This window comes from Pantoea coffeiphila, assembly GCF_016909495.1.
GTDB lineage: Bacteria > Pseudomonadota > Gammaproteobacteria > Enterobacterales > Enterobacteriaceae > Erwinia > Erwinia coffeiphila.
This window is the reverse complement of sequence record NZ_JAFBFW010000010.1, coordinates 119990-146248: the sequence shown is the minus strand read 5'-3', so window position 1 is coordinate 146248 and position 26259 is coordinate 119990. Positions and strand designations below refer to the sequence as shown.

Annotated in this window: 21 protein-coding genes; 14 read left to right on the top strand and 7 right to left on the bottom strand. The window is 51.7% G+C overall.

From position 1 onward, the window contains the following. The first annotated feature begins 161 nt into the window (after positions 1-161). Complete coding sequence (gene hemN, locus JOE09_RS24130; protein WP_205067622.1) at positions 162-1535, top strand: oxygen-independent coproporphyrinogen III oxidase; 1374 nt, start codon at positions 162-164, stop codon at positions 1533-1535. 63 nt (positions 1536-1598) lie between these two features. Here the strand turns inward: hemN and glnG are convergent, their stop codons facing one another. The 3 genes from glnG to glnA form a co-directional block, all read right to left on the bottom strand. Then, entirely contained in the window at positions 1599-3008 is a 1410-nt protein-coding gene (glnG, locus tag JOE09_RS24125) for a nitrogen regulation protein NR(I) (protein WP_105594403.1), read from the bottom strand. A 7-nt stretch (positions 3009-3015) separates the two neighbouring features. Continuing rightward, positions 3016-4065: a nitrogen regulation protein NR(II) gene (gene glnL / locus JOE09_RS24120; protein ID WP_105594404.1), complete on the bottom strand. Its 1050-nt coding sequence runs from the start codon at positions 4063-4065 to the stop codon at positions 3016-3018. Between the two features lie 263 nt (positions 4066-4328). Continuing rightward, positions 4329-5738, bottom strand: coding sequence for a glutamate--ammonia ligase (gene glnA, locus JOE09_RS24115; protein ID WP_205067621.1), 1410 nt, complete (start codon positions 5736-5738; stop codon positions 4329-4331). Positions 5739-6175: 437 nt separating this feature from the next. Here glnA and typA point away from each other — a divergent pair, with 437 nt between their 5' ends. From typA to JOE09_RS24050, 13 genes are all read left to right on the top strand, one after another. Then, complete coding sequence (gene typA, locus JOE09_RS24110; protein ID WP_205067620.1) at positions 6176-7996, top strand: ribosome-dependent GTPase TypA; 1821 nt, start codon at positions 6176-6178, stop codon at positions 7994-7996. Between the two features lie 133 nt (positions 7997-8129). Beyond that, positions 8130-8726, top strand: coding sequence for a glucose-1-phosphatase (gene yihX, locus JOE09_RS24105; RefSeq protein WP_105594407.1), 597 nt, complete (start codon positions 8130-8132; stop codon positions 8724-8726). 2 nt (positions 8727-8728) lie between these two features. After that, positions 8729-9601 (top strand): virulence factor BrkB family protein, encoded by an 873-nt coding sequence (locus tag JOE09_RS24100; protein ID WP_200547508.1) that lies wholly within the window; start codon positions 8729-8731, stop codon positions 9599-9601. Then, positions 9598-10035 carry a D-aminoacyl-tRNA deacylase gene (dtd, locus tag JOE09_RS24095; RefSeq protein ID WP_200547507.1) on the top strand — a complete coding sequence of 146 codons (438 nt, stop codon included), beginning with the start codon at positions 9598-9600 and terminating at the stop codon, positions 10033-10035. The genes JOE09_RS24100 and dtd overlap by 4 nt, the downstream gene beginning before the upstream one ends. 59 nt (positions 10036-10094) lie before the next feature. Then, the gene (fabY, locus tag JOE09_RS24090) at positions 10095-11033 is read left to right on the top strand and encodes a fatty acid biosynthesis protein FabY (RefSeq protein WP_205067619.1); all 939 of its coding nucleotides are present in this window, start codon (positions 10095-10097) and stop codon (positions 11031-11033) included. 481 nt (positions 11034-11514) lie between these two features. Continuing rightward, the gene (locus JOE09_RS24085) at positions 11515-12057 is read left to right on the top strand and encodes a fimbrial protein (RefSeq protein WP_205067618.1); all 543 of its coding nucleotides are present in this window, start codon (positions 11515-11517) and stop codon (positions 12055-12057) included. Between the two features lie 75 nt (positions 12058-12132). Then, positions 12133-12681 carry a fimbrial protein gene (locus JOE09_RS24080; RefSeq protein ID WP_205067617.1) on the top strand — a complete coding sequence of 183 codons (549 nt, stop codon included), beginning with the start codon at positions 12133-12135 and terminating at the stop codon, positions 12679-12681. Between the two features lie 104 nt (positions 12682-12785). Further along, complete coding sequence (locus JOE09_RS24075) at positions 12786-15269, top strand: fimbria/pilus outer membrane usher protein (RefSeq protein WP_205067616.1); 2484 nt, start codon at positions 12786-12788, stop codon at positions 15267-15269. A 43-nt stretch (positions 15270-15312) separates the two neighbouring features. After that, on the top strand, positions 15313-16074 hold the full coding sequence (locus JOE09_RS24070) for a fimbrial biogenesis chaperone (protein WP_205067615.1): 762 nt from the start codon (positions 15313-15315) through the stop codon (positions 16072-16074). Between the two features lie 42 nt (positions 16075-16116). Beyond that, on the top strand, positions 16117-16728 hold the full coding sequence (locus tag JOE09_RS24065) for a fimbrial protein (protein WP_205067614.1): 612 nt from the start codon (positions 16117-16119) through the stop codon (positions 16726-16728). Further along, positions 16728-17807: a fimbrial protein gene (locus tag JOE09_RS24060; RefSeq protein ID WP_205067613.1), complete on the top strand. Its 1080-nt coding sequence runs from the start codon at positions 16728-16730 to the stop codon at positions 17805-17807. The genes JOE09_RS24065 and JOE09_RS24060 overlap by 1 nt, the downstream gene beginning before the upstream one ends. Positions 17808-17818: 11 nt before the next feature. Beyond that, positions 17819-18379, top strand: coding sequence for a fimbrial protein (locus tag JOE09_RS24055; RefSeq protein ID WP_205067612.1), 561 nt, complete (start codon positions 17819-17821; stop codon positions 18377-18379). 19 nt (positions 18380-18398) lie between these two features. Next, positions 18399-20117, top strand: a complete 1719-nt coding sequence (locus JOE09_RS24050) for a PglL family O-oligosaccharyltransferase (RefSeq protein WP_205067611.1) — start codon at positions 18399-18401, stop codon at positions 20115-20117. Between the two features lie 3 nt (positions 20118-20120). Here JOE09_RS24050 and JOE09_RS24045 read toward each other — a convergent pair whose 3' ends face one another. From JOE09_RS24045 to trmH, 4 genes are all read right to left on the bottom strand, one after another. Next, positions 20121-21800, bottom strand: coding sequence for an AsmA family protein (locus JOE09_RS24045; RefSeq protein ID WP_205067610.1), 1680 nt, complete (start codon positions 21798-21800; stop codon positions 20121-20123). Between the two features lie 128 nt (positions 21801-21928). Beyond that, positions 21929-23314, bottom strand: coding sequence for a nucleobase:cation symporter-2 family protein (locus JOE09_RS24040; protein WP_205067609.1), 1386 nt, complete (start codon positions 23312-23314; stop codon positions 21929-21931). Positions 23315-23426: 112 nt separating this feature from the next. After that, complete coding sequence (recG, locus tag JOE09_RS24035; protein WP_205067608.1) at positions 23427-25508, bottom strand: ATP-dependent DNA helicase RecG; 2082 nt, start codon at positions 25506-25508, stop codon at positions 23427-23429. Next, entirely contained in the window at positions 25508-26203 is a 696-nt protein-coding gene (gene trmH / locus JOE09_RS24030) for a tRNA (guanosine(18)-2'-O)-methyltransferase TrmH (protein WP_200547504.1), read from the bottom strand. The genes recG and trmH overlap by 1 nt, the downstream gene beginning before the upstream one ends. Positions 26204-26259: the final 56 nt, after the last annotated feature.

Below are 26259 nucleotides of genomic sequence, written 5' to 3'. Positions count from 1 at the left end.
CTGGATCAATTATTGCGCTGATTCTGCTGTGCTGGCTGGGGTGGTTGTTCGTTAAACTACAGCGGTTATCGCGCCTGAAAGCACGGCTGCGTAGCAGGATCGTCAGCCGGCCTCTCCCTGTCCCGCGACGGTCTGCCCGAAAGCGTAAAAGGTAGACGAGCATGCAGATACAGAAAGCAGAATGGGATCTCCCGTTAATTCAGAAGTACAACACCTCCGGTCCGCGTTACACCTCTTATCCAACGGCTCTTGAATTCAGTCAGGATTACGATGAGAGCGCTTTTTTACACGCGGCGTCACGTTATCCCGATCGACCACTGTCTCTCTATCTGCATATCCCGTTTTGCCATCAGCTTTGCTATTTCTGCGGCTGTAACAAACAGGTGACGCGTCAGCAGCACAAAGCCGATGCCTACCTGGATGCGCTGGTGCAGGAAATCGCGGCTCGCGCCCCGTTGTTCAGCCAGCGCATCGTCAGCCAGATGCACTGGGGCGGCGGTACGCCGACTTTTCTGACTAAGGCGCAAATCAGCCGGCTGCTGGGTACTCTGCGACAGCATTTTACATTTGCTGCTGATGTGGAAATGTCGATTGAGGTCGATCCGCGCGAAATCGAACTGGATGTACTGGATCACCTGCGTGAAGGGGGATTCAACCGTCTGAGTATGGGCGTGCAGGATTTTAACAAGCAGGTTCAGCAAAGCGTTAACCGGGTACAGGATGAGGCAATGATATTCGCCCTGATGGCCCGGGCGCGTCAGCTGGGCTTTACCTCCACCAATATCGATCTGATCTACGGTCTTCCCCATCAGACGGCAGAGAGCTTTGCATTTACCCTGCAAAAGGTAGCCGATCTTAATCCGGATCGCCTTAGCGTATTCAACTATGCTCATCTGCCAGAACTGTTTGCGGCCCAACGCAAGATCCGCCAGGAAGACTTACCCGATGCGCAGCAGAAACTGGATATTCTGCAGCAGACGATTTCGTCCCTGACCGCTCAGGGCTATGAATTTATCGGTATGGACCACTTCGCTCGCCATGATGACGAGCTGGCGATTGCGCAGCGCGCCGGAAAGCTGCACCGCAACTTCCAGGGATATACCACTCAGGGAGACAGCGATCTGTTAGGTATGGGCGTTTCGGCAATTAGCATGATCGGGGATAGCTATGCGCAGAACCAAAAAGAGCTGAAGCATTATTACGCCGCGATTGAGCAGGATAAAACGGCGCTCTGGCGAGGGTTACAGCTCACGGACGATGACTGTATCCGACGTGATGTGATTAAAAGCCTGATGTGCAATTTCTCGTTGTCATTTACAGCGGTTGAAACGCAGTGGGGAATCGATTTCCAACGCTATTTTGCGGACGATCTGCACCAGCTGCAGCCGCTGATTGCCGACGGGCTGGTGGATAGCCACCAGAAGGGCCTTCAGATAACGCCTAAGGGGCGATTGCTGGTAAGGAATATCTGTATGTGCTTTGACAGCTATCTGCGGCAGAAGGCCCGCAGGCAGCAATTTTCGCGGGTGATTTAAATCAGCCAGTAAAAAGGCGAGCCGCTTGCGGCTCGCCCTCTAACTTCCCGGCCTGAAAAATCGTTATTCCATTCCCAGTTCTTTCAGCTTGCGGGTGAGCGTATTGCGTCCCCAGCCAAGCAGGCGAGCAGCTTCCTGCTTGTGGCCCTGAGTATGGCGCAGTGCGGTGGTCAGCAGCGTGCGTTCCATTTCCGGCTGTGCTTCGGACAGCAAATTTTGATGACCGGAACGCAGCGCTCTGTCGGCCCACTGTGCCAGTAGCGTGGCCCAGCTATCCGGCAGAGACTGGCTCGGACTGTCCGGTGTCGACGTCTCAAACAACTCCGGTGGCAGATCCTGAATCAGCACTTCCTGACCGGCCGCCATCACCGTCAGCCAGCGGCAGGTGTTTTCCAGCTGGCGCACGTTACCGGACCAGTGAAGGCGGGTCAGCGCGGTTTCCGTTTCCGGATGCAGAATTTTCGCTTCCACGCCCAGCTCCCGTGCAGCGACCTGCAGGAAATAGCGCGCCAGACGGGGAATGTCTTCACGGCGTTCACGCAGCGGGGGCAAATGCACGCGGATAACGTTCAGGCGGTGGAATAAATCCTCACGGAATTTACCTTCCTGTACGCGCATTTCCAGGTTCTGGTGGGTCGCGGCGATAATGCGTACGTCCACCTTCACCGGGGCATAGCCGCCCACACGATAAAACTGCCCATCGGCCAGAACACGCAGTAGTCGGGTCTGGACATCCAGCGGCATATCACCAATTTCATCAAGGAACAGTGTGCCGCCATCCGCCTGCTCGAAGCGGCCCTGGCGTATTTGATTTGCGCCGGTAAATGCCCCTTTCTCATGGCCGAACAGCTCGGATTCAATCAAATCCTTAGGAATAGCGGCCATATTAAGCGCAATAAACGGCGCCTTTGCCCGAGGGCTGTGGCGGTGCAGCGCGTGCGCGACTAACTCTTTACCGGTACCTGACTCACCGTTGATCAGCACGCTGATCGAGGAACGGGAGAGGCGGCCGATAATGCGAAAGACATCCTGCATGGCCGGCGCTTCACCGATGATATCGGTGGTTGGCCCGCTGGCAGGCTGATTGCGCGGCTGCTGCTGTTCCTGATAGTGGCTGATAGCACGTTCAACCAGCGCTACCGCTTCGTCGATATCAAACGGTTTAGGCAGATAATCAAACGCACCCTGCTGGTATGCGCTAACGGCGGCATCCAGATCGGAATGGGCGGTCATGATAATCACCGGCAGCATCGGATGACGCTGTTTAATCTGTTTCAGCAGTGCCAGTCCGTCCATGCCCGGCATGCGAATATCCGATAATAAAACGTCTGGGGTTTTGGTTGCGAGTGCATCCAGCACCTCATTGCCACTTTCAAATGTGACACAACTTAAACCGGCTCCAGTGAGCGCGCGTTCAAGCACCCAGCGGATGGAGCTATCGTCATCGACGATCCAAACTATCCCTCGTTGCATAGAAACCTCACTGGCGAATAGGCAGATAAACTGAGAACTCAGTGTGTCCTGGCCAACTGTTGAACTCTATTTTCCCGGAATGCTGGTCTATCAGGCTGCGGGCAATCGACAGCCCCAGCCCGGTGCCGCCTTCGCGGCCGCTGACCATCGGGTAAAACAGCGTATCCTGCAGCTGTGCCGGAATGCCCGGGCCGTCATCTTCAATATCGATGCGTGCCACAAGGCGATAACGCGTACCGTGCAGCGTGAGCTGAAACGCCGTACGGGTACGTAGCGTAATGGTTCCACCCTGGTCGCCCAGCGCCTGTAGCGCGTTACGGACGACGTTAAGCAGAACTTGTTCGATTTGGTCGGGATCGTGCGGCAGCTCTGGCAGGCTGGGATCGTAATCCCGCACCAGAGAAACGTTATCGGGCAGCTCCATGGAAACCAGATTAACCACGCGCTCAGCCACCTGATGGATGCTCTGAGTAACGTGCATTCCCGGCTGCTGAGGGCCCAACAGACGATCGACCAGATTGCGCAGGCGGTCGGCCTGTTCAATGATCACTTTGGTGTATTCGGTTAAACCCGGATCGGGGAGCGCTTTGGCCAGCAGCTGTGCTGCGCCGCGTAATCCTCCCAGCGGATTTTTAATCTCATGCGCCAGACCGCGAACCAGATCGCGGGCAGCAACCTGTTGTGCATGCTGCAGCTGCTCCTGGCTCAGACGACGCTGATTATCCATCGGCGCCATTTCCATCAGAATCAGACCATCCGGCAGGCGCTGTGCGGTCAGCGACATAATATGGGCGCGACTGTCGACCACCAGGGTCACTTCGCTGTCGGTGAAGCCCTGACCTGCATCCAGGTTCTCGAGCATCACTTCAATATTGAGAGAAAAATAACCAATCAGTTCCGGTAACGGCGTACCGAACAGCTTGCGGGAACTTTGCGCCAGCAATTGCTGCGCTGCGGGGTTGGCATAATGAATCACCAGCTCGCTATCAACTAACAAAATGCTGTTGATCAGTGAATTGAGAATCTGCCCAGCATCGGGCAGAGCGCCAGTTGCCATAAAGCGTTCTCCTGAGTCATTCGCGCGCACCAATTTAGTGCATTATAGTCATTTAACCCGGAAATCATCGTGTGAAACGATGAATTTGTGGAGAAAAAAGCCCATCCGAAGATGGGCTGAAAGTTTCCACGGCAACAAAATCCCAGGCGTTTATCGTGCTGGAGCTTGGCGGGTTCCTTAATCTCACCCACATGGCATAGCCATGCGGATTTGGTCTTGGTTGCCGCCTCTCAGCGACAGGATATTCGCCGGGCTACTACTAATTAAACGCTGTAGTACAGTTCGAACTCGACTGGGTGCGGAGTCATACGAACGCGGTCCATCTCTTCCTGACGCAGGGCGATGTAGGCATCGATAGTGTCTTCGGTGAACACGCCACCGCGGGTCAGGAACTCACGGTCTTCGTTCAGTGCAGCCAGTGCTTCGTCCAGAGAACCTGCAACTTTTGGAATCTCAGCTTCTTCTTCCGGAGGCAGGTCGTACAGGTTTTTGTCCATTGCATCGCCAGGGTGGATCTTGTTGATGATGCCGTCCAGGCCAGCCATCAGCAGTGCAGCGAAGCACAGGTATGGGTTAGCCGCTGGGTCCGGGAAGCGCGCTTCGATGCGGCGTGCTTTCGGGCTGGTAACCACTGGGATACGGATTGAAGCTGAACGGTTACGGGCAGAGTAAGCCAGCATTACTGGCGCTTCGTAGCCTGGGACCAGACGCTTGTAAGAGTTGGTAGTTGGGTTTGCCAGGGCGTTGATCGCTTTAGCGTGCTTGATAACACCACCGATGTAGAACAGCGCTAACTCGGACAGGCCGCCGTATTTGTCACCGGCGAACAGGTTGGTGCCGCCTTTAGACAGAGACATGTGGCAGTGCATGCCGGAACCGTTGTCACCAAACATTGGCTTAGGCATAAAGGTTGCTGTTTTGCCGTAAGCGTGAGCAACGTTGTGAACAACGTATTTGTAGATCTGAATTTCGTCAGCTTTTTTGGTCATGGTGTTGAAGCGGGTAGCCACTTCGTTCTGACCAGCGGTTGCCACTTCGTGGTGGTGAGCTTCAACAACCAGGCCCATCTGTTCCATGGTCAGACACATGGCAGAACGGATGTCCTGAGCTGAGTCAACCGGTGGCACTGGGAAGTAGCCGCCTTTCAGACCTGGACGGTGGCCTTTGTTGCCGCCTTCGTATTCTTTACCGGAGTTCCAGTATGCTTCGATATCATCGATAGCAACGTGTGAACCTGAAGTGCTGCTGCCGAAACGAATGTCGTCGAACAGGAAGAACTCTGGCTCTGGTCCAAACAGCACGGTATCTGCGATGCCGGAAGAACGCAGGAAGTCTTCTGCACGCTTAGCGATGGAACGCGGGTCACGGTCGTAGCCCTGCAGAGTGCCTGGCTCGAGGACGTCACAACGGATGATCAGAGTAGAATCTGCAAAGAACGGGTCAATGAGCGCAGTGGTTGCATCTGGCATCAGAACCATGTCGGATTCGTTGATGCCTTTCCAGCCACCAATCGAGGAGCCGTCAAACATTTTGCCTTCTTCGAAGAAGTCAGCGTTAACCTGATGAGCGGGAATGGTCACGTGCTGCTCTTTACCTTTAGTATCGGTAAAACGCAGGTCAACAAATTTGACTTCGTGTTCGTTCATCATCGACAGAACGTGTTCAGCGGACATACTTAACTCTCCTGGATTTTGTCATTGTCGTCGTGGTTAGAGAACTTAACGGGCGCGCTTTGCGTTTGGCTGCGCTGACTCCGAAAATTAAAGTCCTCTGACAAGCTATCAACCGTTGTGGAAACTGGCATTTTTCGCTTACAGATACTAAAGCGAAATCTATGCCAACTTTTTTATTCAGTGCAAAAAGCGCTATGATGCGCCCTCCCGAAAGACGAGGAGTGCACCATGATGGAAAATGCGCACTGTTTTGGTGCCTTTGTATGATAGCTGGGCACCATTTTGGTGCAATTTTGCCATGCAGTGCAATCTTTGCACTGAAAATGGCATCAAATGCAATCCGAACAGTTAAATTTCTATGAAATATGTGATCCTGTTCAGTCCTTCGATTAATCCGTGTACAATAGCGCGCTATTTCTAATGCCTGAGGCAAAGCTGTGATCGAAAATTTGCGTAACATCGCCATTATTGCCCACGTTGACCATGGTAAAACTACCCTGGTTGACAAGTTGCTGCAGCAGTCCGGGACCTTCGATGCCCGTACCGAAGCAACCGAACGCGTAATGGACTCCAACGATTTGGAGAAAGAGCGTGGGATTACCATCCTCGCAAAAAACACCGCCATTAAATGGAATGACTACCGCATCAACATCGTAGATACCCCAGGACACGCCGACTTCGGCGGTGAGGTAGAGCGTGTGATGTCAATGGTTGACTCGGTGCTGCTGGTTGTGGATGCAATGGATGGCCCTATGCCGCAAACCCGCTTCGTGACCAAAAAAGCCTTCGCTAATGGTCTGAAGCCGATTGTAGTTATCAACAAAGTTGACCGCCCTGGTGCGCGTCCAGACTGGGTTGTCGATCAGGTGTTTGACCTGTTCGTGAACCTGGATGCCACTGATGAGCAGCTGGACTTCCCGATTATCTATGCTTCTGCATTGAACGGTATCGCGGGCCTGGATCACAACGATATGGCGGAAGACATGACTCCGCTGTATCAGGCAATCGTTGATCGCGTATCGCCACCACAGGTTGAGCTGGAAGCCCCACTGCAGATGCAGATCTCGCAGCTGGACTACAACAACTACCTGGGCGTAATCGGTATCGGTCGTATCAAGCGCGGTAAGGTTCGCCCTAACCAGCAGATCACCGTAATCGACAGCGAAGGCAAAACTCGCAACGCTAAAGTCGGTAAAGTTCTGACCCACATGGGCCTGGAGCGTATCGAAGCATCAGAAGCGGAAGCGGGCGACATCATCGCTATCACCGGTCTGGGTGAGCTGAACATCTCTGACACTATCTGCGACCCGCAGAATGTGGAAGCGCTGCCGGCCCTGAGCGTTGATGAACCAACCGTAACCATGTTCTTCTGCGTTAACACCTCTCCGTTCTGCGGTAAAGAAGGTAAGTATGTGACTTCACGTCAGATCCTCGACCGTCTGAACAAAGAGCTGGTGCATAACGTGGCACTGCGTGTTGAAGAAACCCCGGACGCCGATGCGTTCCGTGTTTCTGGTCGTGGTGAGCTGCACCTGTCAGTTCTGATCGAAAATATGCGTCGTGAAGGTTTCGAACTGGCGGTATCCCGTCCGAAAGTTATCTTCCGTGAGTTCGAAGGCCGTAAGCAAGAGCCATTCGAAAACGTGACCCTCGACATCGAAGAGCAGCATCAGGGCTCCGTGATGCAGGCGATGGGTGAGCGTAAAGGCGACATGAAAAACATGGACCCGGATGGTAAAGGCCGCGTGCGTCTTGACTACGAGATCCCAAGCCGTGGTCTGATCGGTTTCCGTAACGAATTCATGACCATGACTTCCGGTACCGGCCTGCTGTACTCCACTTTCAGCCACTACGACGACGTTCGTCCGGGCGAAGTGGGCCAGCGCCAGAACGGCGTACTGATCTCTAACGGCCAGGGTAAAGCGGTAGCATTCGCCCTGTTCAGCCTGCAGGATCGCGGTAAGCTGTTCCTGGGTCACGGTGCAGAAGTGTATGAAGGCCAGATCATCGGTATTCACTCACGTTCTAACGACCTGACCGTGAACTGCCTGACTGGTAAAAAACTGACTAACATGCGTGCTTCCGGTACTGATGAAGCCACCACTCTGGTTCCACCACAGAAAATGACTCTGGAGCAGGCTCTGGAATTCATCGATGATGACGAACTGGTAGAAGTGACTCCGCAGTCCGTACGTATCCGTAAACGTCACCTGACTGAGAACGATCGTAAACGCGCAAACCGCGGACCGAAAGAGTAATAACTCGTCGAATCAGTGAACAAAGGTCGGAGCAATCCGGCCTTTTTTTTGTCCGCAGTTTCCCACCGTTACCTGTTCAGCCCCCGTTTTTACCGCTAGAGTGAATAACTCAGCGGAACAAAAGGAGAGGGCTATGCTGTATATCTTTGATCTCGGTAATGTCATTGTAGATATTGATTTCAGACGAGTTTTAGGCGCCTGGAGCGATCTCGGCCGCGTACCGCTGGCCACACTGCAAAGCCGCTTTCATATGGGCGAACCTTTCTTCCAGCACGAACGCGGTGAAATCAGTGACGAACAGTTTGCGGCGCAAATGTGTGAACAGTTGGATATCGCGCTTGGATTTGAGCAGTTTGCTGTCGGCTGGCAGGCCGTGTTTGTCGGTGTACGCCCGGAAGTGATCGCCATCATGCACAAACTGCGGGAACAGGGCGATCGCGTCGTCATTTTATCGAATACCAATCGCCTGCACTGTGAGTTCTGGCCAACCGAATATCCTGAAGTTAAAAACGCCGCTGATAAAATTTACCTGTCGCAGGAAATGGGGCTGCGTAAGCCCGATCCTGAAATTTATCAACGCCTGCTTAATGAAGAAGAAGCCTCCGTGCAGGACGCTATCTTCTTCGATGATAATCTTGAGAATATTGAGGCTGCACGAGCGTTAGGCATCCACAGCGTCCATGTGACCGATGCCAGCGTGGTGCCGGCATTTTTCTCCGACCGTAAATAGTCATGCGTTTGTTTAGCCATATTCGCCATCGCCTGCATGCTGTCTGGCAGTATGTAAAACTACTGTGGCGGCGGACGGATGAAGACGGCATGACCATGCTGGCAGGCCATCTTGCCTATGTATCGCTGCTGTCTCTGGTGCCGCTGGTTGCCGTGGTGTTTGCGCTGTTCGCGGCTTTTCCGATGTTTTCGGAGGTCAGCACACAGATTAAGGACTTTGTTTTCAACAACTTTGTCCCGGCGGCGGGAACGACTATCCAGAGCTACCTTGAGCAATTCGTGGCTAACGTCAATAAAATGACCACGGTCGGCGTGGGTGGACTGATCGTCACCGCACTGCTACTGATGTATTCGATAGATTCTGCGCTCAACACGATTTGGCGGAGCAAAAAAAAGCGACCGCTGATTTATTCGTTTGCCATCTACTGGATGATCCTGACTCTGGGGCCACTGCTGGTGGGGGCAAGTCTGGCAATCAGTTCTTACCTGCTTTCACTTCACTGGGCCACGGTCAGCGGCGTTTCCTGGGCAATCGACATGATGCTGCGTATTTTCCCGCTGCTGCTCTCCTGCCTCTCATTCTGGTTACTTTACAGCATCGTCCCCACCACTGAGGTTGCCGCGCGCGATGCGCTTGTCGGTGCGCTGGTTGCAGGGGTACTGTTTGAGCTGGGGAAAAAGTGTTTCGCCCTCTATGTTACGATGTTCCCCTCGTACCAGTTAATTTATGGGGTACTGGCCGTTATACCCATTATCTTTTTATGGGTTTACTGGACCTGGTGTATCGTACTGTTGGGGGCTGAAATCACAGCTTCGCTGGGTGATTACCGTCAGCTGAAACAAGAAGAACAAGAAAAAGAGAACGAGGAACTATGATTGCCTTAATTCAACGGGTGCTTGCTGCCAGCGTGACGGTAGCAGGTGAAACCATCGGGGAAATCGGGCCTGGACTGCTTGTCCTGCTCGGCGTGGAAAAAGGGGATAGCCCTGAAAGTGCGCGTAAGTTGGCCAGTAAGGTGCTTGGTTACCGTATATTCGGTGACGAGAACGACAAAATGAATCTGAACGTGCAGCAGGCAAAGGGCAGCGTGCTGGTGGTGTCGCAGTTTACGCTGGCTGCCGATACACAAAAGGGTCTGCGCCCCAGTTTTTCCGGCGGCGCAGAACCGGCAGAGGCTGAAAAACTTTATGAGTATTTCACTTCCTGCTGTCGCGAACAGGGGATTACGACGGAAACCGGGCAATTCGCTGCAGATATGAAAGTGGCGCTGGTTAATGATGGCCCGGTAACCTTCTGGTTGCAGGTTTGACGCAGCTGGCCGATCGGCAAAGGAACAGCCTGGCGAGCTCAGACAGAGAGAATCACTTTATGTATCACCTCCGGGTGCCAGAAACCGCAGAAGAGTTAGATACCTACTATCAGTTCCGCTGGGAGATGCTGCGTAAACCACTGCATCAGCCTATGGGATCTGAGCGTGATGCCTGGGATGCTCTTGCGCATCACCAAATGGTGGTCGATGAGCAGGGGAATCCCGTAGCCGTTGGCAGACTGTACATTAACGCTGATAACGAAGCGGCAATTCGCTTTCTGGCCGTACATCCCTCGGTACAGGGTAAAGGGCTTGGCACGCTGGTGGCGATGACGCTGGAGTCCGTTGCCCGGCAGGAAGGCGTCAAGCGAGTGGTGTGTAGCGCTCGTGAGGATGCCGTTGATTTCTTCTCCAAGCTTGGCTACCTCAATCAGGGCGAGATCACCGCGCCCCAAACCACGCCTGTGCGCCATTTCCTGATGATAAAACCGGTGGTGACGCTGGACGATATCCTCCACCGTGCGGACTGGTGCGGTCAGCTTCAGCAGGCATGGTATGAACACATCCCCCTTAGCGAAAAAATGGGTGTGCGCATACTGCAATATACCGGGCAGAAATTTGTCACCACCATGCCTGAAACGGGCAACCAGAATCCTCACCATACGCTGTTCGCCGGTAGCCTGTTCTCCCTGGCTACGTTAACCGGCTGGGGGCTGATCTGGCTGCTGCTGCGTGAGCGCCACCTGGGTGGGACTATCATTCTGGCCGACGCGCATATCCGCTACAGCAAGCCTATCAGTGGTAAGCCCGGTGCGATTGCCGATCTGGGTTCGCTCAGCGGTGACCTGGATCGTCTTGCCCGTGGACGCAAGGCGCGTGTGCAGCTGGAAGTTGAACTATTCGGCGATGATGAATCCGGTGCGGTATTTGAGGGCGTATACATTGTTTTGCCTGCCGATCCCGATGGGCCTCTGGAATCCGGAGGTTCCGGGCAATAGTTTTACTGACTGAAGTCATGCATTCTACTAAGAGCCGACCGAGACGGTCGGCTTGTTTTAGTGTTTTATTCTGTTTACAAATAGCAGTTATCATTTAAATGAAATGCGATTGATTAGCATTATGATAACCTGTTGGTTAAATGTTGTTTATAACTAAAGTTAAACGTAACTTGGTGTTTTTTCAGGTATATATATTGTTTTTTTATGACTTATCTTATCAGGTGAACAAGTAATAAGATTGATTAATATCTGCCTTACATCATTACTTTGATGATGATTTATTGCCTTATTGTGCTTGTACTGGCAGTTTAATAAATCTTTGGCTTTAGTCTTGTTAGTGCTTTTTTGTAGGGTTTCGTATCGCATTCTTTATTATCAAATAAACACTATTCTAATTAACCTCCTGCCTTGGTAAATTAAATAAAGCATGGCAAATGAAATGCAATGTTATTTCTTTAATTCCATATCAAGGATGTAATAAATGAAATTGAACAAAATTCTGATCTCAATGGGTATCGTTCTGGCTTCTGTATCTACTGCATCAATTGCTGCTTATACCGGTACTCCTACCAATGGCACCATCGAATTTAAAGGATCGCTGGTGAATTCAGCATGTGGTCTGGCTGCTAACTCCAGCCCGGTAATGGTTGATTTTGCTGAGATCACCACAGCGGCTCTGAAAAACGGTGCAAGGGCAGGTAATGAGAAAAAGAATATTGAGCTTCAGAACTGTGATATCACGGTTGCGCAGCATGCGACTGTGACCTATCAGCCTAACACTGCAAATCCAAACGATGCATCTCTGGCTGCAATGCTTTCTGGCACCGCAAAAGGTGCGGGTATTGGTTTAACCGATAACGCCGGCAAAGATGTTGTTTGGGGTCAGGCATCTGCACCTGTTAATCTGACTAATGGTAAATCTGTTATTCCATTCATGGCCTATGTTAAAGCCGATAACTCTTCCAGCGCCGTAGAGCCAGGTGATTTCACCTCACAGATCAACTTCCAGATCGACTATCAGTAAAACTCTAATTATTAACGCAGAGCGATTTGCTCTGCGTTAATAATATTATTGTTCCCAGTAATGGGCAGAGGGAATATGAGTTTACGCAAATGGATTTGCTACAGCTTGTTTTACATTGCTGGCGGAACAGCCCAGGCTGATGAAGTTAAATACAGTACGCCGGGTGAAGTAATGGTGAAGGGTGAAATCATCGAAGCACCCTGCGAGATTGTGTATCAGGACCGAGAGCAATGGATTGAATTTGGGCAGATAACTGCTCAGGAAATTATTAGCGGTTCAGGTAACAGTTTGACACATTATTTTCATATCCAGCTGACGGGATGTTCGTTGCAAAGCCAAATCTATCCAGGTGTTTTCTATCGTAGTGCAAAAATAATTTTTAACAGCGATAAGGTCAGGGAAGGGAACGATCTTATCGGGATTACTGGAGATGCTAAAGGATTTGGGATTCGTCTCAGTGATCGAGACGGAAAAAGGCTGAGATTAGGTGAACCGACCTCCGCGTTTTCTTTAAGCGAAGGTGTCAATACGCTTTACTTTAAAGCAACAATAGTTCCTTTAAATACCAACATAATATCAGGTGAGTTTTACGCAACTGTTAGATTCTTTATGGACTATTTGTAGTAGAAGTCTCGACTGAATAACACTATTGGGACAAGGATGACTACTTTATTAATTTCATGCATATCTGCATTTTTTAGATGTGTGGAAATTGGGATGATAATTTAATGTTATTTTTTATTAAAAGCAGATACAAATTATCCATAGCGAATCTGATATTGTGCTTGATAGCACATTCATCCCTGGCAGCAGATGATGCCGTAGAGTTCAGTGTTGATGCGCTGGATGCTGCCGATCGTGGCAATATTGACCTTTCTCGTTTTGCAGAAACGAACTATGTTGCACCCGCAACATATTTACTGGACATCAAAATTAACGGTCGTTTTTATAAACAAGATAAAGTCACCTATATCGTTTCTCCTGATGCAAAGAACAAAACGCTGGCGTGCTTAACGCCGAATATGGTTACCGCATTGGCGCTGAAGGAAAAGGCGCTAGAAATGGTGCGTAGAATCGACGATCGTTGTCTTGATATTACCACAATCCCCAGTGCGACAATTTCTAACCAGGAAGGCACACTGGATATCACTATCCCCCAGGCATGGATGAAATATTCCGATCCTGACTGGACACCACCTGAACGCTGGGATAATGGTGTGCCCGGTCTGCTGTTGGATTACAGCATCAGCGGGCAAACAAGCCGTCAGATAAAGAATGGATCTGGTTCAAGTACCAGTTTTTCTGCCTATGGTCAGACGGGCATGAACGTGGGCGCCTGGCGCCTGCGTGCGCAGTATCAGGGGGACTATTCCGGCAGCGAGCACCAGCATAATTTCGAATTTAATCAGATATATGCCTATCGTCCTCTGCCAATGCAGGCGGCGAAGGTTATTCTTGGTGAAATTTATTCAAACTCAAAAGTGTTTGATACCGTACGCTTTACCGGTATTAATCTGGCCAGCGACGAACGTATGCTGCCTCCAAACCTGCAGGGTTATGCCCCACAGGTGCGTGGCATTGCAAAAAGTAACGCGAAGGTAACCGTTAGCCAGAGCGGTCGTACAATTTATGAAACCACAGTACCGGCAGGTCCATTCAATATAGAGGATCTGAACACATCCGTACGCGGTGAGCTGGATGTTAAGGTTGAGGAACAGGATGGTACAATAAGCACCTTTAAAGTGAATACCGCCAATATTCCGTATCTTACTCGTCCGGGTTATATTCGCTATAACACCTCTGTTGGTCGTCCTTCACAATACAATCATAAAATCCAGGGGCCTGCTTTTTATACCGGTGACTTCTCATGGGGCTTAAGCAACTCGTGGTCGATTTATGGTGGGGTTTTACTGTCCGGGAGTAACTATAATGCCTGGTCTACGGGCGTCGGGCGCGATCTGGATATTTTGGGCGCAATATCTGCCGATATTACGCAATCAATAAGTAAATTACCGGGGGAAAGTTCGCAGCAGGGGATGTCCTTCAAACTTAGCTACGCGAAAACCTTCGATGAATTTAACAGTTCAATTACCTTCGCGGGCTATCGTTTCTCGCAGAAAAAATACAGGACCCAGTCCCAGTACCTGGACGATCGTTACAATGACTATAACAGCACCGGTCGCGATAAAGAGATGTATACGATAACGGGTAATAAAACGTTCTGGGCTGACGATCCGGATAAAATGACTACGGTATTTCTTACCTATACCCACCAGAATTACTGGGATACAAAAGGCCAGGATCGCTATGGCTTATCCGCATCACGAACGTTTAGTGTTGCCGGTGTGAATGGTATTACGGCTAACCTGGCGCTGTATCGTTCGACCTATCAGGGCCGTAATGATGACAGCCTGTCCTTCTCGATCTCTATGCCGATTGGCGACAGCCGCTGGGCGGGTTATGACCTGCAGATGCAGGGGCGTAGAAATACACAAATGGCATCGTACAGCGACAATCGCGATTACAACAACCTGTGGCGAATCCGCGCAGGGGCCGATCAGGCCGGTAAAGCTTCAGGCGACGGCTATTATCAGCACCGGGCGGCGATGGCGCAGATCGATACCAACGTCAGCTATCAGCAGGATAACTATATTTCACTGGGCGGCACGGTGCGCGGTGGGATCACGGCCACGCGCTATGGTGCAGCAATACATAACAGCTCTGCCACTCAGGATACGGCACGTATTATGGTCGATACCGGTGGTGTGGCCGGCGTGCCTCTTAACGGTAAGCTGGCCAGGACTAACTTCTTCGGGATTGGCGTAGTGCCTGATGTGGCGAGCTATAACAGCTTTGATACGCGTATTGATGTTGATGCACTGGGTGAAGATGTTGAGGTTTCACATGCGATTACCACATCGACTCTCACCGAGGGGGCGATCGGCTACGAGAAATTTGCGATGTCTCAGGGAGAGAGGGTGATGTCGCAGCTGCGCTTGCAGGATGGAACCTCGCCGCCGTTTGGTGCCGAAGTGTTGAACGATGATTCGGTGAGCGTGGCGATGGTCATGGATGGCGGAATTGCCTATTTATCCGGGGTTAAGCCTGGAGAGAAACTCTTTGCCGTCTGGGAAGGGAAAAAGCAATGCACTATTCAGGTCCCGGAAAAGCTAACGCACAAGCAGGCACAAATTTTATTACCATGCCAATAGAATCGTAGCAGGAACGCGCGCACTACCTAACAGGATTATTATTATGCGAAAAACTATTGTTACCTTAAATATAGCAACATTAACGACGGCTTTAGTCGTGGGCATGGGGTCTGCTCAGGCAGGAATTTCTCTCGACCGTACAAGGATGATCCTCACCGGGAACAGTGTTTCTGCCAGTGCAAACCTTTCAAACACCAGCCCGGATGTGCCATTTCTTGCGCAATCATGGGTTGAAGATGCAAAAGGAAATAAAATCACTTCGCCTCTTCTTGTTTTACCGGCCTTACAGAGGATTAACGGTGGGCAAAAAGGTGTTATCAGGGTGACTAAAACCAATGGAATTGATGCACTTCCACAGGATCGCGAGAGCCTTTTTTATCTCAACGTCAGAGAAATACCGCCAAAGCCTAAAAAAGCCAACGTGCTTCAGTTATCTATGCAGTCGAGGATAAAATTGTTCTACCGGCCAACGCCAATCGTTCCGGATAGTAAAAATGAAGTCTGGCAGAATAAACTGGCCTTTAAAAAAGAAGGGAATAAGTTCGTTGCGGATAATCCAACGCCCTACTTTATAACCGTAATAGGTTTAACAAAAGGTGCCTCTGAAAAAGGAGGGGAGCGCCTGACAACCTTCCCGGGAATAATGATACCGCCGAAATCGACGCTAGATGTTCCGGTGACTAATACGAGCGTAAATGAATTTTCGATGATGTATGTCAATGACTATGGTGGTCACCCTGAAATTCGCTATCGCTGTGAGGGGACCATTTGTCATTCTGTTCCTGACGATCAGGTAAAAAAATAGCACGGAACGCTGTTTTTTCTGCATATAAAGAGGGATGTAATTATGACTGCCCGAACGCTAATTTTGTCAGCACTGATGTTCAGCTGCTGTGCCAGTGCGACGCTTTCTCCTGTTCACCGGGATTTGTATGATGTTGAAGGGCAGAATGGCGTAGTTCATTTTCATGGTGCCGTATTGACTTCCCCCTGCATACTGGCCAGCGAATCTCAGGAGCAGGATGTTGACATGGGTGAGGTTAGCGCCCGGTCATTTCGCCAGGAAGGGAGCCGATCAAAACGAGTAATCTTTGTCGTCAACCTGAAGGGTTGTCTCGCTGGTGCGCACGAGTCTCATGAAGATATTCCCGGAAAGATGACCGGGATAAATGTCAGATCTTATACGACAGATGAGCGGGTAATTTCTCTCACCTTCGCCGGTGAGTCCGATGGTGCTAACCCCGACCTGCTGATGGTACGGGGGGGGGTACGAGGCCTTGGGCTTCGTCTGATGGACAGCAAAGGCACTCCGCTTTTCCTGAATCAGACTCAGCATCCGTATCTGTTGTTTCCCGGCGATAATACGTTGACGTTTATGGCTGCTTTAGAGTCAACGCAGAAATATGTAGGTGCCGGGAGCTACTATGGAATGGTTCGTCTGATGATGGAGTATTTGTAATGAGCAAGCGGTGTACCAGGCAAAGCGCATTCCGATTCGGAGCAACGTGCGGGTTATTCATTACCCCTCTTTTATTTCCACTGTCATCAATGGCGTATAATGAGGGTGACATTACGCCGGAAATCGTTGGTGGTTTTAAATATGACGTTTCAATTACCTCAATGGACTTAAGTTCGAATAAAGTGGGCACGCAAGTCAATACTGGATGGAATATGAATGGGCGATATACCGTTGACATTCACTGTAACAGGCCGATAACGGATCAATCGCGATTTTATACGGCCACTACTACGATGATTAATTCATCGACCCCCAATTTTCTGGTATTAAATGATTACATCGATGTGAAGGTCGAGGTGTTTATGATAACCGGAATGGGGGCACAGGGCGGTCTTTTCCCAGTGCCTTTTACAGGGCGAGCTAACAATGTTCCTGAGTCCTGTGTTCCACCATCATCGCATGTTATCAGAGATACAATGTCTGGTTCACAAGGTAAAATTACTTTCGTCATTAAGAAACCGTTAATTAATGGCATGAATCTTGAGGGTACAGAATTAGTTAAGCTGTATGGTCGCCTGGGGGCCATGCCATCAATTAGTTATCCTTTGGCTACGATCACTATTACTTCTGGGATTATTACCGTTCCGGATAAATGCATTATTAATGAGGGACAGGCTATAGTCATTCCCTTTGACGACATCCCAGGGTCCGGGGTTGATGCTAATAATACCAAGTACAGGAAGCCCGTCCCCATTCGTGTTGAGTGTAAAGGAGGGAGTTTTGATACAGGATTTCTTAATATAAAAATGGGTATCCAGCCTGCGGGTTCAGGGTTGGCAAGTTTTAACCCGGACTATCTTGGTACGACCGGAACCGGTCTCGACCGCAGTAACCTGGGTGTGGGGCTGTGGGATAAGTCAGGGAACCCTGTGTTACCGAACCATTTTTACGATATCGATAATTTTGAAAATAATAAGGGTAACTGGAGCCTGACGGCTTCACCCATTATAAACAAAGGCGCTCAGGTTCCTGAAGGGGATTATGAGTCTACTGCCAGCGTTGTTGCAGAATTTCAGTAGGGACGAGTGACATGATGAAACTATGCCGCTGGCTGCTTCCTTTGCTGCCCGCCGTTGCAATGAGCCAGCCTGTGGCAGCCACGACTAAAATGGCTGGATTAATCGGTGGGGATCTTAGATTCACCGGTAAAGTTGTTGCGTTACCCTGCGATGTTGCTCCCGGAGATGAGAAGGTGCCTGTCGACTTTAAGCAGATTGCGTTGAAGGATCTTGTTAATGATAGAACTACTAAACCGATACCTTTTACTATCCATCTGCTTAATTGTAATGCCGTTGTTTTTGAATCAGTGACGATCTCGTTTTCAGGTAATGAGAGCCCTAAGTTACCGAACAGATTGATGATTACACCTGAAGGCGCCGGTGATATGTCTGCGATTGGCGTTGGGCTGCAGTTAAAGGACGGTAGCCCTGTCACGCTGAAACAGGCATCCCCGGCGGTTGCGCTTTCTCAGGGAAGTATGAGTCTTGATTTTTTTGCTTTTGTGGAAGCGGATACTGAGGAAATAAAATCGGGCAACGTTGCCTTTGGGCCATTCACCTCCGTTGCGCAATACACGCTGAGCTATCAGTAACCAGATAAGGCTTCGTTATATGTCTGATACCATTCCGATTTCCGAGCACAAAGGAATGTCGCTGGGGCGATCGCGTACGTTAAGAAATACTCTCTTATGCCTGGTGTTTCTTTTTTTTGGTTTATTACTGCACTGGTATCAGCCGAATATGGGGGGGAGCGGCCTGGCGCTGCCCATCAATATCATTACGTGGATGACGGTGTGCGTATTTATGGTCATCATTGCCGTGTGGCCGGTTTCCTCAGGTCGCATCCGGCTGAGATTTAGCGCTGCGTCGGGCTGGTTTGTGAGTGGCTTTCTGATTTTAATTCTGCTCTCTTTGTGTACCAAACCTGTCTGGCGGGAGAACGCTGCGTTAACTACGATCGGAATGGTGGGCAGCGTATTCTTTTATCTTACGTTGCTACAGTTCAGGGTACGCCCATCTGACACCTGGTGGATGATGACAGCTGTACTGCTCGGCGTTGTTCTTGAATGTATATTATGCCTGGTACAGTATTTCCACTTACCTGCGGCGCAGTGGTGGGAATTCTCAACGCTTCGTTCGACGAGGCCTTACGGTATTTTTCAGCAAATTAATGTACTGGCAAGTTTTGTGGCGACAGGCGTATCGGCTCTGCTCTTTCTAAGTTTTTCTTCTCCATACCGGGTTTTACTTTCGCAGGGTAAGTTTGCTCTTTACCATCGATCAGCCTGTTTTTTCCTGTTTTTACTCTTTGGTCTTGTACTTCAACTCTGTCAGTCTCAGATTGGTTACCTGGCAACCGGTATCGCTCTGCTATGTTACTGCTGCTGGTTTTACCGGCAGGCGGCAAGGCTACTGTGGATCGCTACGGCTTTAGTCTTAGGGATACTGATCGGTAAACTGATGCAGTTTCTGATGATGACGCCTGACATTAACCATATACAAAGTACCCATATTCGCTGGGTATTCATTGTCGATAGCCTGCGCATGTTTATCGAAAAACCGCTATTCGGTTGGGGCGTCGGCGGCTTCGAATATAACTTCCTGCACAGATTCGGTGGGGAAGAGACCTTTGCAGCTCAGGGCACGAGCGCTCATCCTCACAACGAGATTCTCTTGTGGATGGTTGAAGGTGGGAGCCTGGCTCTTCTGGCAATGGCGGCAATAATTGTTGGTGGGGGCATCATTGTTTGGCTGGCTTACCGCAGGAAAAAGCTCCCCCTGCTGGCTGTAGCGTTTCCTGTTCTTCTCCATATGATGACTGAATACCCCATCTATCAGTCTGCTGCCCACTGGCTACTGTTGTTGATAGTGTTGCGCTGTATTGATATTCCTTGCCGTCACTTCAGGGTATGGCCGTCCCTGATATGCAGCGGGCGGATATTTACGGGGGCTGCAGCTGCGGTATTTCTGATCCTGTTGGCGGGAGCCTTGCAGCTACAGGGGAAGCTGACCGACATTGAACGCGGTGGCCGGCAGGACGAGCTGTTAGCAGCATCTCATCCTGTCGGAAAAATATTGCTCAGCGATCGTTATGACTTTGACCAGCATATTGGCAACCTGCTGCGCTTCAACCAGTCGGGGGACAGCTACTGGCTGATAAACTTTGAACACTGGGCGCGGCGCTATTCTGGAGTACACCCCGACGCGAATATTTATGATACAAGGATAAATATCGCCCGGCAGCTTAACGACGTACAACACCGGTTGGTGTTACTAAAGGAAGCTCGCTGGCTGTTTCCTCACGATCCGCGGTTTGCCAGCGAGCATTAGCCATCAGTTGCCGCTGCGCACTTCACCGTTCACCATCCGCTGCTGCACGGCATTATCAGCAGAGGTGATGGAAAGCGTAGCGTTAACAGTAGGCTTTAACGGTTTATCCTGTTGCAGCAGGGCCTGGCCGCTGAGTTGTAGATTGCCTTTGCTCTGCGGAAGCGGTGACCATCCCCAGTTCTGCAACAGGTTAAACGCGACCTGGCGGCCATTCAGCGTAAAGGATGTGCTTCTGTCAGGCTGTTGGCTTATTTTGGCGTTACCTTCCAGCATGCCGTCACCACTAAAAGCGCTCATCTCAGTGAAATTAATGCTATTTTCATCTGCGGCCAGGGTGAGTGAAGGGTGACGCAAGTCAACGCGATTGAAGGTGGCTTCGGCCGCATTCAGGCTCAGATTTCCCGCCCAGATCCCCCACTGGTGGTTGTGCGCCAGCAGCAGATTGTTGCCGGTGCCTTCTAAAGACGTCATCTGGAAAGGGAATGCCGGATCGATATCAATGATCAGATTGCGATTAGCGCTGAATTTCTTAATTTCAACGCTATCCAGCCAGCTCGGTAGCGCTTGAGTCCAGCGCTCACGCCAGGTTGAGGGAAGCGTGTACTCCAGACCCGCGATGACCACTTCATCCAGGTTCAGCGTTTTATCGCTGCGGTTCCAGCTGCCCTGGGCGCGGATCAGGCCGTTAACCCAGCGAGAGCTGAACTGTGATAGCTCAATACCCTGCGGAGAAAAGTCCAGATTTGCAATTGGATCGTCCAGCTGCAGGCTCCCGTTGACAACACTACTGGCGTTCATCGCCAGCGATCCGCCATCACTCTGCCAGTCACCGTGGCTCAGCGTGATATTTTTCAGCACTAAATCCAGATCGGTGACCGCCCAGTCGCGCCCTTCCAGGCGGGCATCGGTCACATCGACCCTGCCCAGCCGTACTTCAGGAAGAGACAACAGGGGTTGTAAAAAATCACTCAGCGTCTTATCACTTTGCAGGCGAATGCTGTTCAGCCGCAGGCTGGAAACCTGCCAGTTGCCGGACGCATCACGGTGGGCATTTGCCGTCGCCGATCCCCGAGCGACATCTGCACCAAGATTGCTAATCGTCCATTCCCGTCCTTTCACATTGCCTTCAATGAGCGCATTCGCCGCCGGTACGCCATTCAGCAACAGCGACCCGGCGCTGATCTGGAAGCTGGCCTGATAGTCTGGACGTTCGGTCGCTTCTGGCTGCCAGGGAATAATACCGCCATCCACCCGCTGAGCCTGTAATGACCAGTTATCCTGGGAGCGATTAAGCGCCATCTGGCTAAGCTGGAGTCGGTCGGCCTGTAAAGAAACCGGCGGATTGCCGTTATTCAGATTTAGCGTTCCCTGGTTCAGCCGGATGCTGGAGAAATGAAGTGGATTGCTGAATTGCTTGAGGCTCAGACCGAGGTCGACGCGTTTAGCGACCAGCGTAGCGGGCTGACCATCCCGGCCAAAGGCAACGTTATCAAGCAGGAGATGGCTGGGATTAGAAAAGTCATGCTCTATTTTACTCATAGAGAGCTGATAGGCGCTGTCATCGCTAATCTGGCGGCTAATCCATCCTGCACCCCACTGGGTTTGCAGCAGCACATAAAGAGCAACGATGACCAGCAGTAACACCAGTAGCAGCGTGAGCAAAACTTTTCCGAGAAATTTCATTGCAACCATCCCGTGGAAAATCGGTAATGGCTTGTTATGCCTGATTTATCGCCGTTTCTCAACCGGGAAGGCACTTGCAGGGCGGAAATTATCCGCCCTGTATTCGTACGACTATGACCGCTGCGGAATTATTTTTCCTGCGGGAACACCAGATTCAGAACAATAGCAGTGATCCCGCCTGCCGCGATGCCGGAAGAGAGCAGCGTTTTCAGCCAGTCTGGCGCGAACTGCAGGATCAGTGGCTGCTGTGATACGCCCAGCCCAACCGCCAGCGACAGGGCAATAATCATAATCGCGCGGCGGTTTAACGGCTCACGTGACACGATGCGCACTCCGGAAGCGGCAATCGTACCAAACATGACAATCGTTGCACCGCCGAGTACCGGTTCAGGAATATGCTGCACGAAGCCACTTACCGCCGGGAACAGTCCCAGCACAATCAGCATCAGTGCTACCACAAACCCTACGTAGCGGCTGGCAACGCCGGTCAGCTGGATCACGCCGTTATTCTGTCCGAAGCAGGAGTTTGGAAAGGTATTAAACAGTGCGGAAACGCAGGAGTTAAGGCCGTTCGCCAACACGCCGCCCTTGAGTCGCTTCATATATAGCGGGCCACTGACCGGCTGTTCTGAAACGTCAGAAGTCGCGGTAATGTCGCCAATAGTTTCCAGAGAGGTCACCATAAATACCAGCATCAGCGGAATTAACAGGTTCCAGTCGATACCCAGCCCGTAATAGAACGGCATCGGAATCGCCACCAGGGAGGTATTGGTCGGCGTTGTGTCTGCCGGCAGCATACCCAGAGCCCACGCCAGCAGATAGCCGACTGCCATCGCTATCACCAGTGAGGCTACGCGCAGATAGGGATTACGCTGACGGTTCAACAGAATAATCACCGCCAGAACGGCGCCGGCCAGCAGCAGATTTTTTGGTGCGCCGAAGGTGTGATCATTCATCGCCGCATAGCCACCACCGATAGAGGTCAGACCGACCTGAATCAGCGACAGACCGATAATCATCACCACGATGCCGGAAACCAGCGGGGTGATGACCCGGCGCGCCAGGTGCAGAACGCGGGACAGTGCCATTTCGGTACAGGAGGCGAGCATCAGCGTGCCGAACAGTGCTGCCATCATGGTCGGGACGTCAGCACCGCCGTTTTTCAGCGCCAGCCCGCCCATGATCAGCGGTGAGACAAAGTTAAAACTGGTTCCCTGGATAGAGAGCAGCCCGGAACCCACCGGTCCCCAGGTTTTAATTTGCAGAATGGATGCCACGCCGGAAGCAAACAGGGACATGCTGATGATGTGTTGCGTATCCTGGGCCGGTAAGCCGAGGGCCTGGCAAATTAGCAATGCTGGCGTAATGACCGCAACGAACATCGCCAGCAGGTGCTGACACGCGGCAAACAGGGTCTGAGGGAGCGGAGGACGATCTTCAAGACGATAAATCAACTCACTTTTGCTCACCGGAGAAGATTGGCGAGCAGCGGTTTCATGGGCATCAACGGACATGTTCGGGGTTCCAGCGGTAATAAAGTGGCGATTTTAATCTTCTGCCGATTAAAAGCAAACGTTTGCTGATGATGAAAATTGATGCTGAAGTCGGCGATTAAGGGTACGCACTTCAGGCGTTGGTGTAGCGCTCGGTTTCAGGAAGCCAGCGCTCAATTAAAGCCTGCGCCTGCTGGGGATAGTGCTGGTGAATATGGCGAGCCACGCGCTGAACTTCCGGAATCATCGCGCCATCGCGTAGGAGATCGGCCACCTTAAACTCGGCATTGCCGGTCTGACGCGTACCCAGCAGCTCACCTGGGCCGCGTATTTCGAGATCGCACTGGGCAATAACAAAACCGTCATTGCTGTCGCGCAGAACCTGCAACCGTTTTTGTGCCGTTTTGCTAAGCGGTGCCTTATACAGCAGTACGCAGTGAGAGGCGACAGCACCGCGCCCGACGCGCCCGCGCAGCTGATGGAGCTGTGCCAGGCCCAGCCGTTCCGGGTTTTCAATAATCATCAGGCTGGCATTGGGAACATCAACCCCAACTTCAATCACGGTGGTGGCAATCAACAGCTGGATTTCACCGGCTTTAAATGCCTGCATCACCGCCAGTTTTTCCGCCGGCTTCATGCGGCCGTGCACCAGACCAACCTGCAAATCGGGCAGTGCCAGCTTTAGCTCTTCCCAGGTGGCTTCAGCCGCCTGCGCTTCCAGCAGTTCCGACTCTTCAATCAGCGTACACACCCAGTACGCCTGACGGCCTTCCGTACTACAGGCACTTTTAACGCGGGCGATGATATCCGCACGGCGCGTATCCGGGATTGCTACGGTAGTCACGGGTGTTCGGCCCGGTGGCAGTTCGTCGATGGTGGAGGTATCGAGATCGGCATAGGCGGTCATCGCCAGGGTCCGCGGAATGGGCGTGGCGGTCATGATCAGCTGGTGCGGATGGAATCCCTGCTCTTCGCCTTTTTCCCATAGTGCCAGACGTTGGTGAACGCCAAAGCGATGCTGTTCATCGATAATGACCAGTGCCAGTCCGTTAAACTGCACCTGCTCCTGAAATATGGCGTGAGTACCGACAATCATTGATACCTGGCCGCTGGCAATCGCTTCCTGCTGGGCAAGGCGAGCCTTACCTTTCTGTTTTCCTGCCAGCCAACCCACTTCAATTCCTAATGGAGCGAACCACTGGCGGAAGTTATTTGCGTGCTGTTCAGCCAGCAGCTCTGTGGGGGCCATCAGTGCCACCTGTTTGCCCCAGGCAATCACATTAAGTGCAGCCAGCGCTGCTACCAGCGTTTTACCGGAACCAACGTCGCCCTGCACGAGGCGCATCATTGGGTAATCTTTTGCGAGGTCAGTTTCTATTTCACGGCCAACGCGCTGTTGAGCGCCGGTAGGACGGAACGGAAGTGCAGCCAGTAATTTATCGCTCAGCGAGTGGCGGGGCGTCATGGCAAGTGCGTGATAGCGCTGAGCCCCGGCGCGGACTGCCAGCATGCTGAGATTGTGAGCCAGCAGTTCTTCCATAATTAACCGGCGCTGAGCGGGATGTGTGCCGCTGTCGAGATCGCTCAGGGCGATATCCGGTGGAGGGCGATGCAGCGTGCGTAGCGCTTCCGGCAGTCCAATCAGTCCCTGGCTTAGCTCGGGAGGCAGTAATTCGGCAATAGCGCAGGTGTCCAGCAGGGCAAGTGCCTGGTCGGTCAGGTTACGCAGCGTAGCCTGGCGGACCCCCTCGGTGGTCGAGTAGACCGGGGTCAGTGTTTCCTGTAGACCGGTGACGCCTTGTTCTCCCTGAATCTTATATTCAGGATGAATGATTTCCGCCCCGCGCTGACCACGTTTGATTTCACCATAGGCGGTAACGCGTCGCCCGACAGCGAGGCTGTTTTTCATTCCGGCATTAAAGTTGAAGAAACGCAGCGTCAGCACGCCGGTTCCATCGCTAATCTGGCAGGTCAGCATACGGCGTCGGCCAAAGCTGATGTCGCAGTGCAGCACGTCACCTTCTACGGTGGCAAAGATGCCCGGCAGCAGATCGTTGATTTTATAAAGTTGAGTACGGTCTTCATAGCGCATCGGTAGATGCAGCAGCAGATCCTGTACGGTAAGCAGGCCAATTTTTGCCAGCTTTGCTGCCTGACTGGCGCCCACGCCGGTGAGCGTGTTCAGCGGAATGGCATCCAGCAGGCGGCCCTGCATTATTTCGTCGCCTTTGACTGCATGGTGGCCCACCATTCCGGGTCCGCTTCCACTTCACCACGGTCATTGATCACCGGATAGGGCAAGCCTTTCTGTTTCGCAACGCGAGCCAGGACAGGGTAGCCGCCTTCAAACAGCAGTCGCTGCTGTTCGGCGTAAGCCAGCGTACTTTCCTTACGCTGGTACATACCGGCATTCTGGCGCTGGCGCTGGGCTTCGTACAGGATCAATGCTGATGCTACGGAGACGTTCAGTGATTGCACCATACCAATCATTGGGATGATGATATCCTGGTCGGCAAGCTCCAGTGCTTCCCGGGTGATACCGGTTTTTTCCTGGCCCATCAAAATACAGGTAGGGCGGGTATAGTCAATTTCGCGAAAATCGACGGCTTTATCCGACAGATTGGTGGCCAGAATTTGCATATCCTGGCTTTTGAGATGCTGCACGGCTTCAGAAATAGTTCGGTGAGTTTTTACCTGCACCCAGCTGTTGCTACCGGCTGCGGATGACACCATGGTGCGCATGCGGCTACCGGGCCAGACGGCATGCACTTCATGCACGCCAACGGCATCGGCAGTACGGATCACCGCGGAAACGTTATGGGGTTTGTGCACCTGCTCCATACAGACCGTCAGATCGTGCTGGCGCGCGGCAAGCATCTCACGGATACGGGCATAACGTTGTGCATTCATGCGAAGAATAACTCCCTGAAAATAGTAATTCCGTCGCGGTACGATAAATCGACGAT

Bases quoted from the DNA above. Each gene is read 5' to 3' on its own strand.
- JOE09_RS24080 (WP_205067617.1), top strand. From the start codon at position 12,133: ATGAGTTTACGCAAATGGATTTGCTACAGCTTGTTTTACATTGCTGGC.
- JOE09_RS24065 (WP_205067614.1), top strand. From the start codon at position 16,117: ATGACTGCCCGAACGCTAATTTTGTCAGCACTGATGTTCAGCTGCTGT.
- JOE09_RS24055 (WP_205067612.1), top strand. From the start codon at position 17,819: ATGATGAAACTATGCCGCTGGCTGCTTCCTTTGCTGCCCGCCGTTGCA.
- JOE09_RS24050 (WP_205067611.1), top strand. From the start codon at position 18,399: ATGTCTGATACCATTCCGATTTCCGAGCACAAAGGAATGTCGCTGGGG.
- JOE09_RS24075 (WP_205067616.1), top strand. From the start codon at position 12,786: ATGTTATTTTTTATTAAAAGCAGATACAAATTATCCATAGCGAATCTG.
- yihX (WP_105594407.1), top strand. From the start codon at position 8,130: ATGCTGTATATCTTTGATCTCGGTAATGTCATTGTAGATATTGATTTC.
- recG (WP_205067608.1), bottom strand. From the start codon at position 25,508: ATGCAGGGCCGCCTGCTGGATGCCATTCCGCTGAACACGCTCACCGGC.
- dtd (WP_200547507.1), top strand. From the start codon at position 9,598: ATGATTGCCTTAATTCAACGGGTGCTTGCTGCCAGCGTGACGGTAGCA.
- JOE09_RS24100 (WP_200547508.1), top strand. From the start codon at position 8,729: ATGCGTTTGTTTAGCCATATTCGCCATCGCCTGCATGCTGTCTGGCAG.
- hemN (WP_205067622.1), top strand. From the start codon at position 162: ATGCAGATACAGAAAGCAGAATGGGATCTCCCGTTAATTCAGAAGTAC.
- fabY (WP_205067619.1), top strand. From the start codon at position 10,095: ATGTATCACCTCCGGGTGCCAGAAACCGCAGAAGAGTTAGATACCTAC.
- glnG (WP_105594403.1), bottom strand. From the start codon at position 3,008: ATGCAACGAGGGATAGTTTGGATCGTCGATGACGATAGCTCCATCCGC.
- JOE09_RS24060 (WP_205067613.1), top strand. From the start codon at position 16,728: ATGAGCAAGCGGTGTACCAGGCAAAGCGCATTCCGATTCGGAGCAACG.
- JOE09_RS24085 (WP_205067618.1), top strand. From the start codon at position 11,515: ATGAAATTGAACAAAATTCTGATCTCAATGGGTATCGTTCTGGCTTCT.
- trmH (WP_200547504.1), bottom strand. From the start codon at position 26,203: ATGAATGCACAACGTTATGCCCGTATCCGTGAGATGCTTGCCGCGCGC.
- glnL (WP_105594404.1), bottom strand. From the start codon at position 4,065: ATGGCAACTGGCGCTCTGCCCGATGCTGGGCAGATTCTCAATTCACTG.
- JOE09_RS24040 (WP_205067609.1), bottom strand. From the start codon at position 23,314: ATGTCCGTTGATGCCCATGAAACCGCTGCTCGCCAATCTTCTCCGGTG.
- glnA (WP_205067621.1), bottom strand. From the start codon at position 5,738: ATGTCCGCTGAACACGTTCTGTCGATGATGAACGAACACGAAGTCAAA.
- JOE09_RS24070 (WP_205067615.1), top strand. From the start codon at position 15,313: ATGCGAAAAACTATTGTTACCTTAAATATAGCAACATTAACGACGGCT.
- JOE09_RS24045 (WP_205067610.1), bottom strand. From the start codon at position 21,800: ATGAAATTTCTCGGAAAAGTTTTGCTCACGCTGCTACTGGTGTTACTG.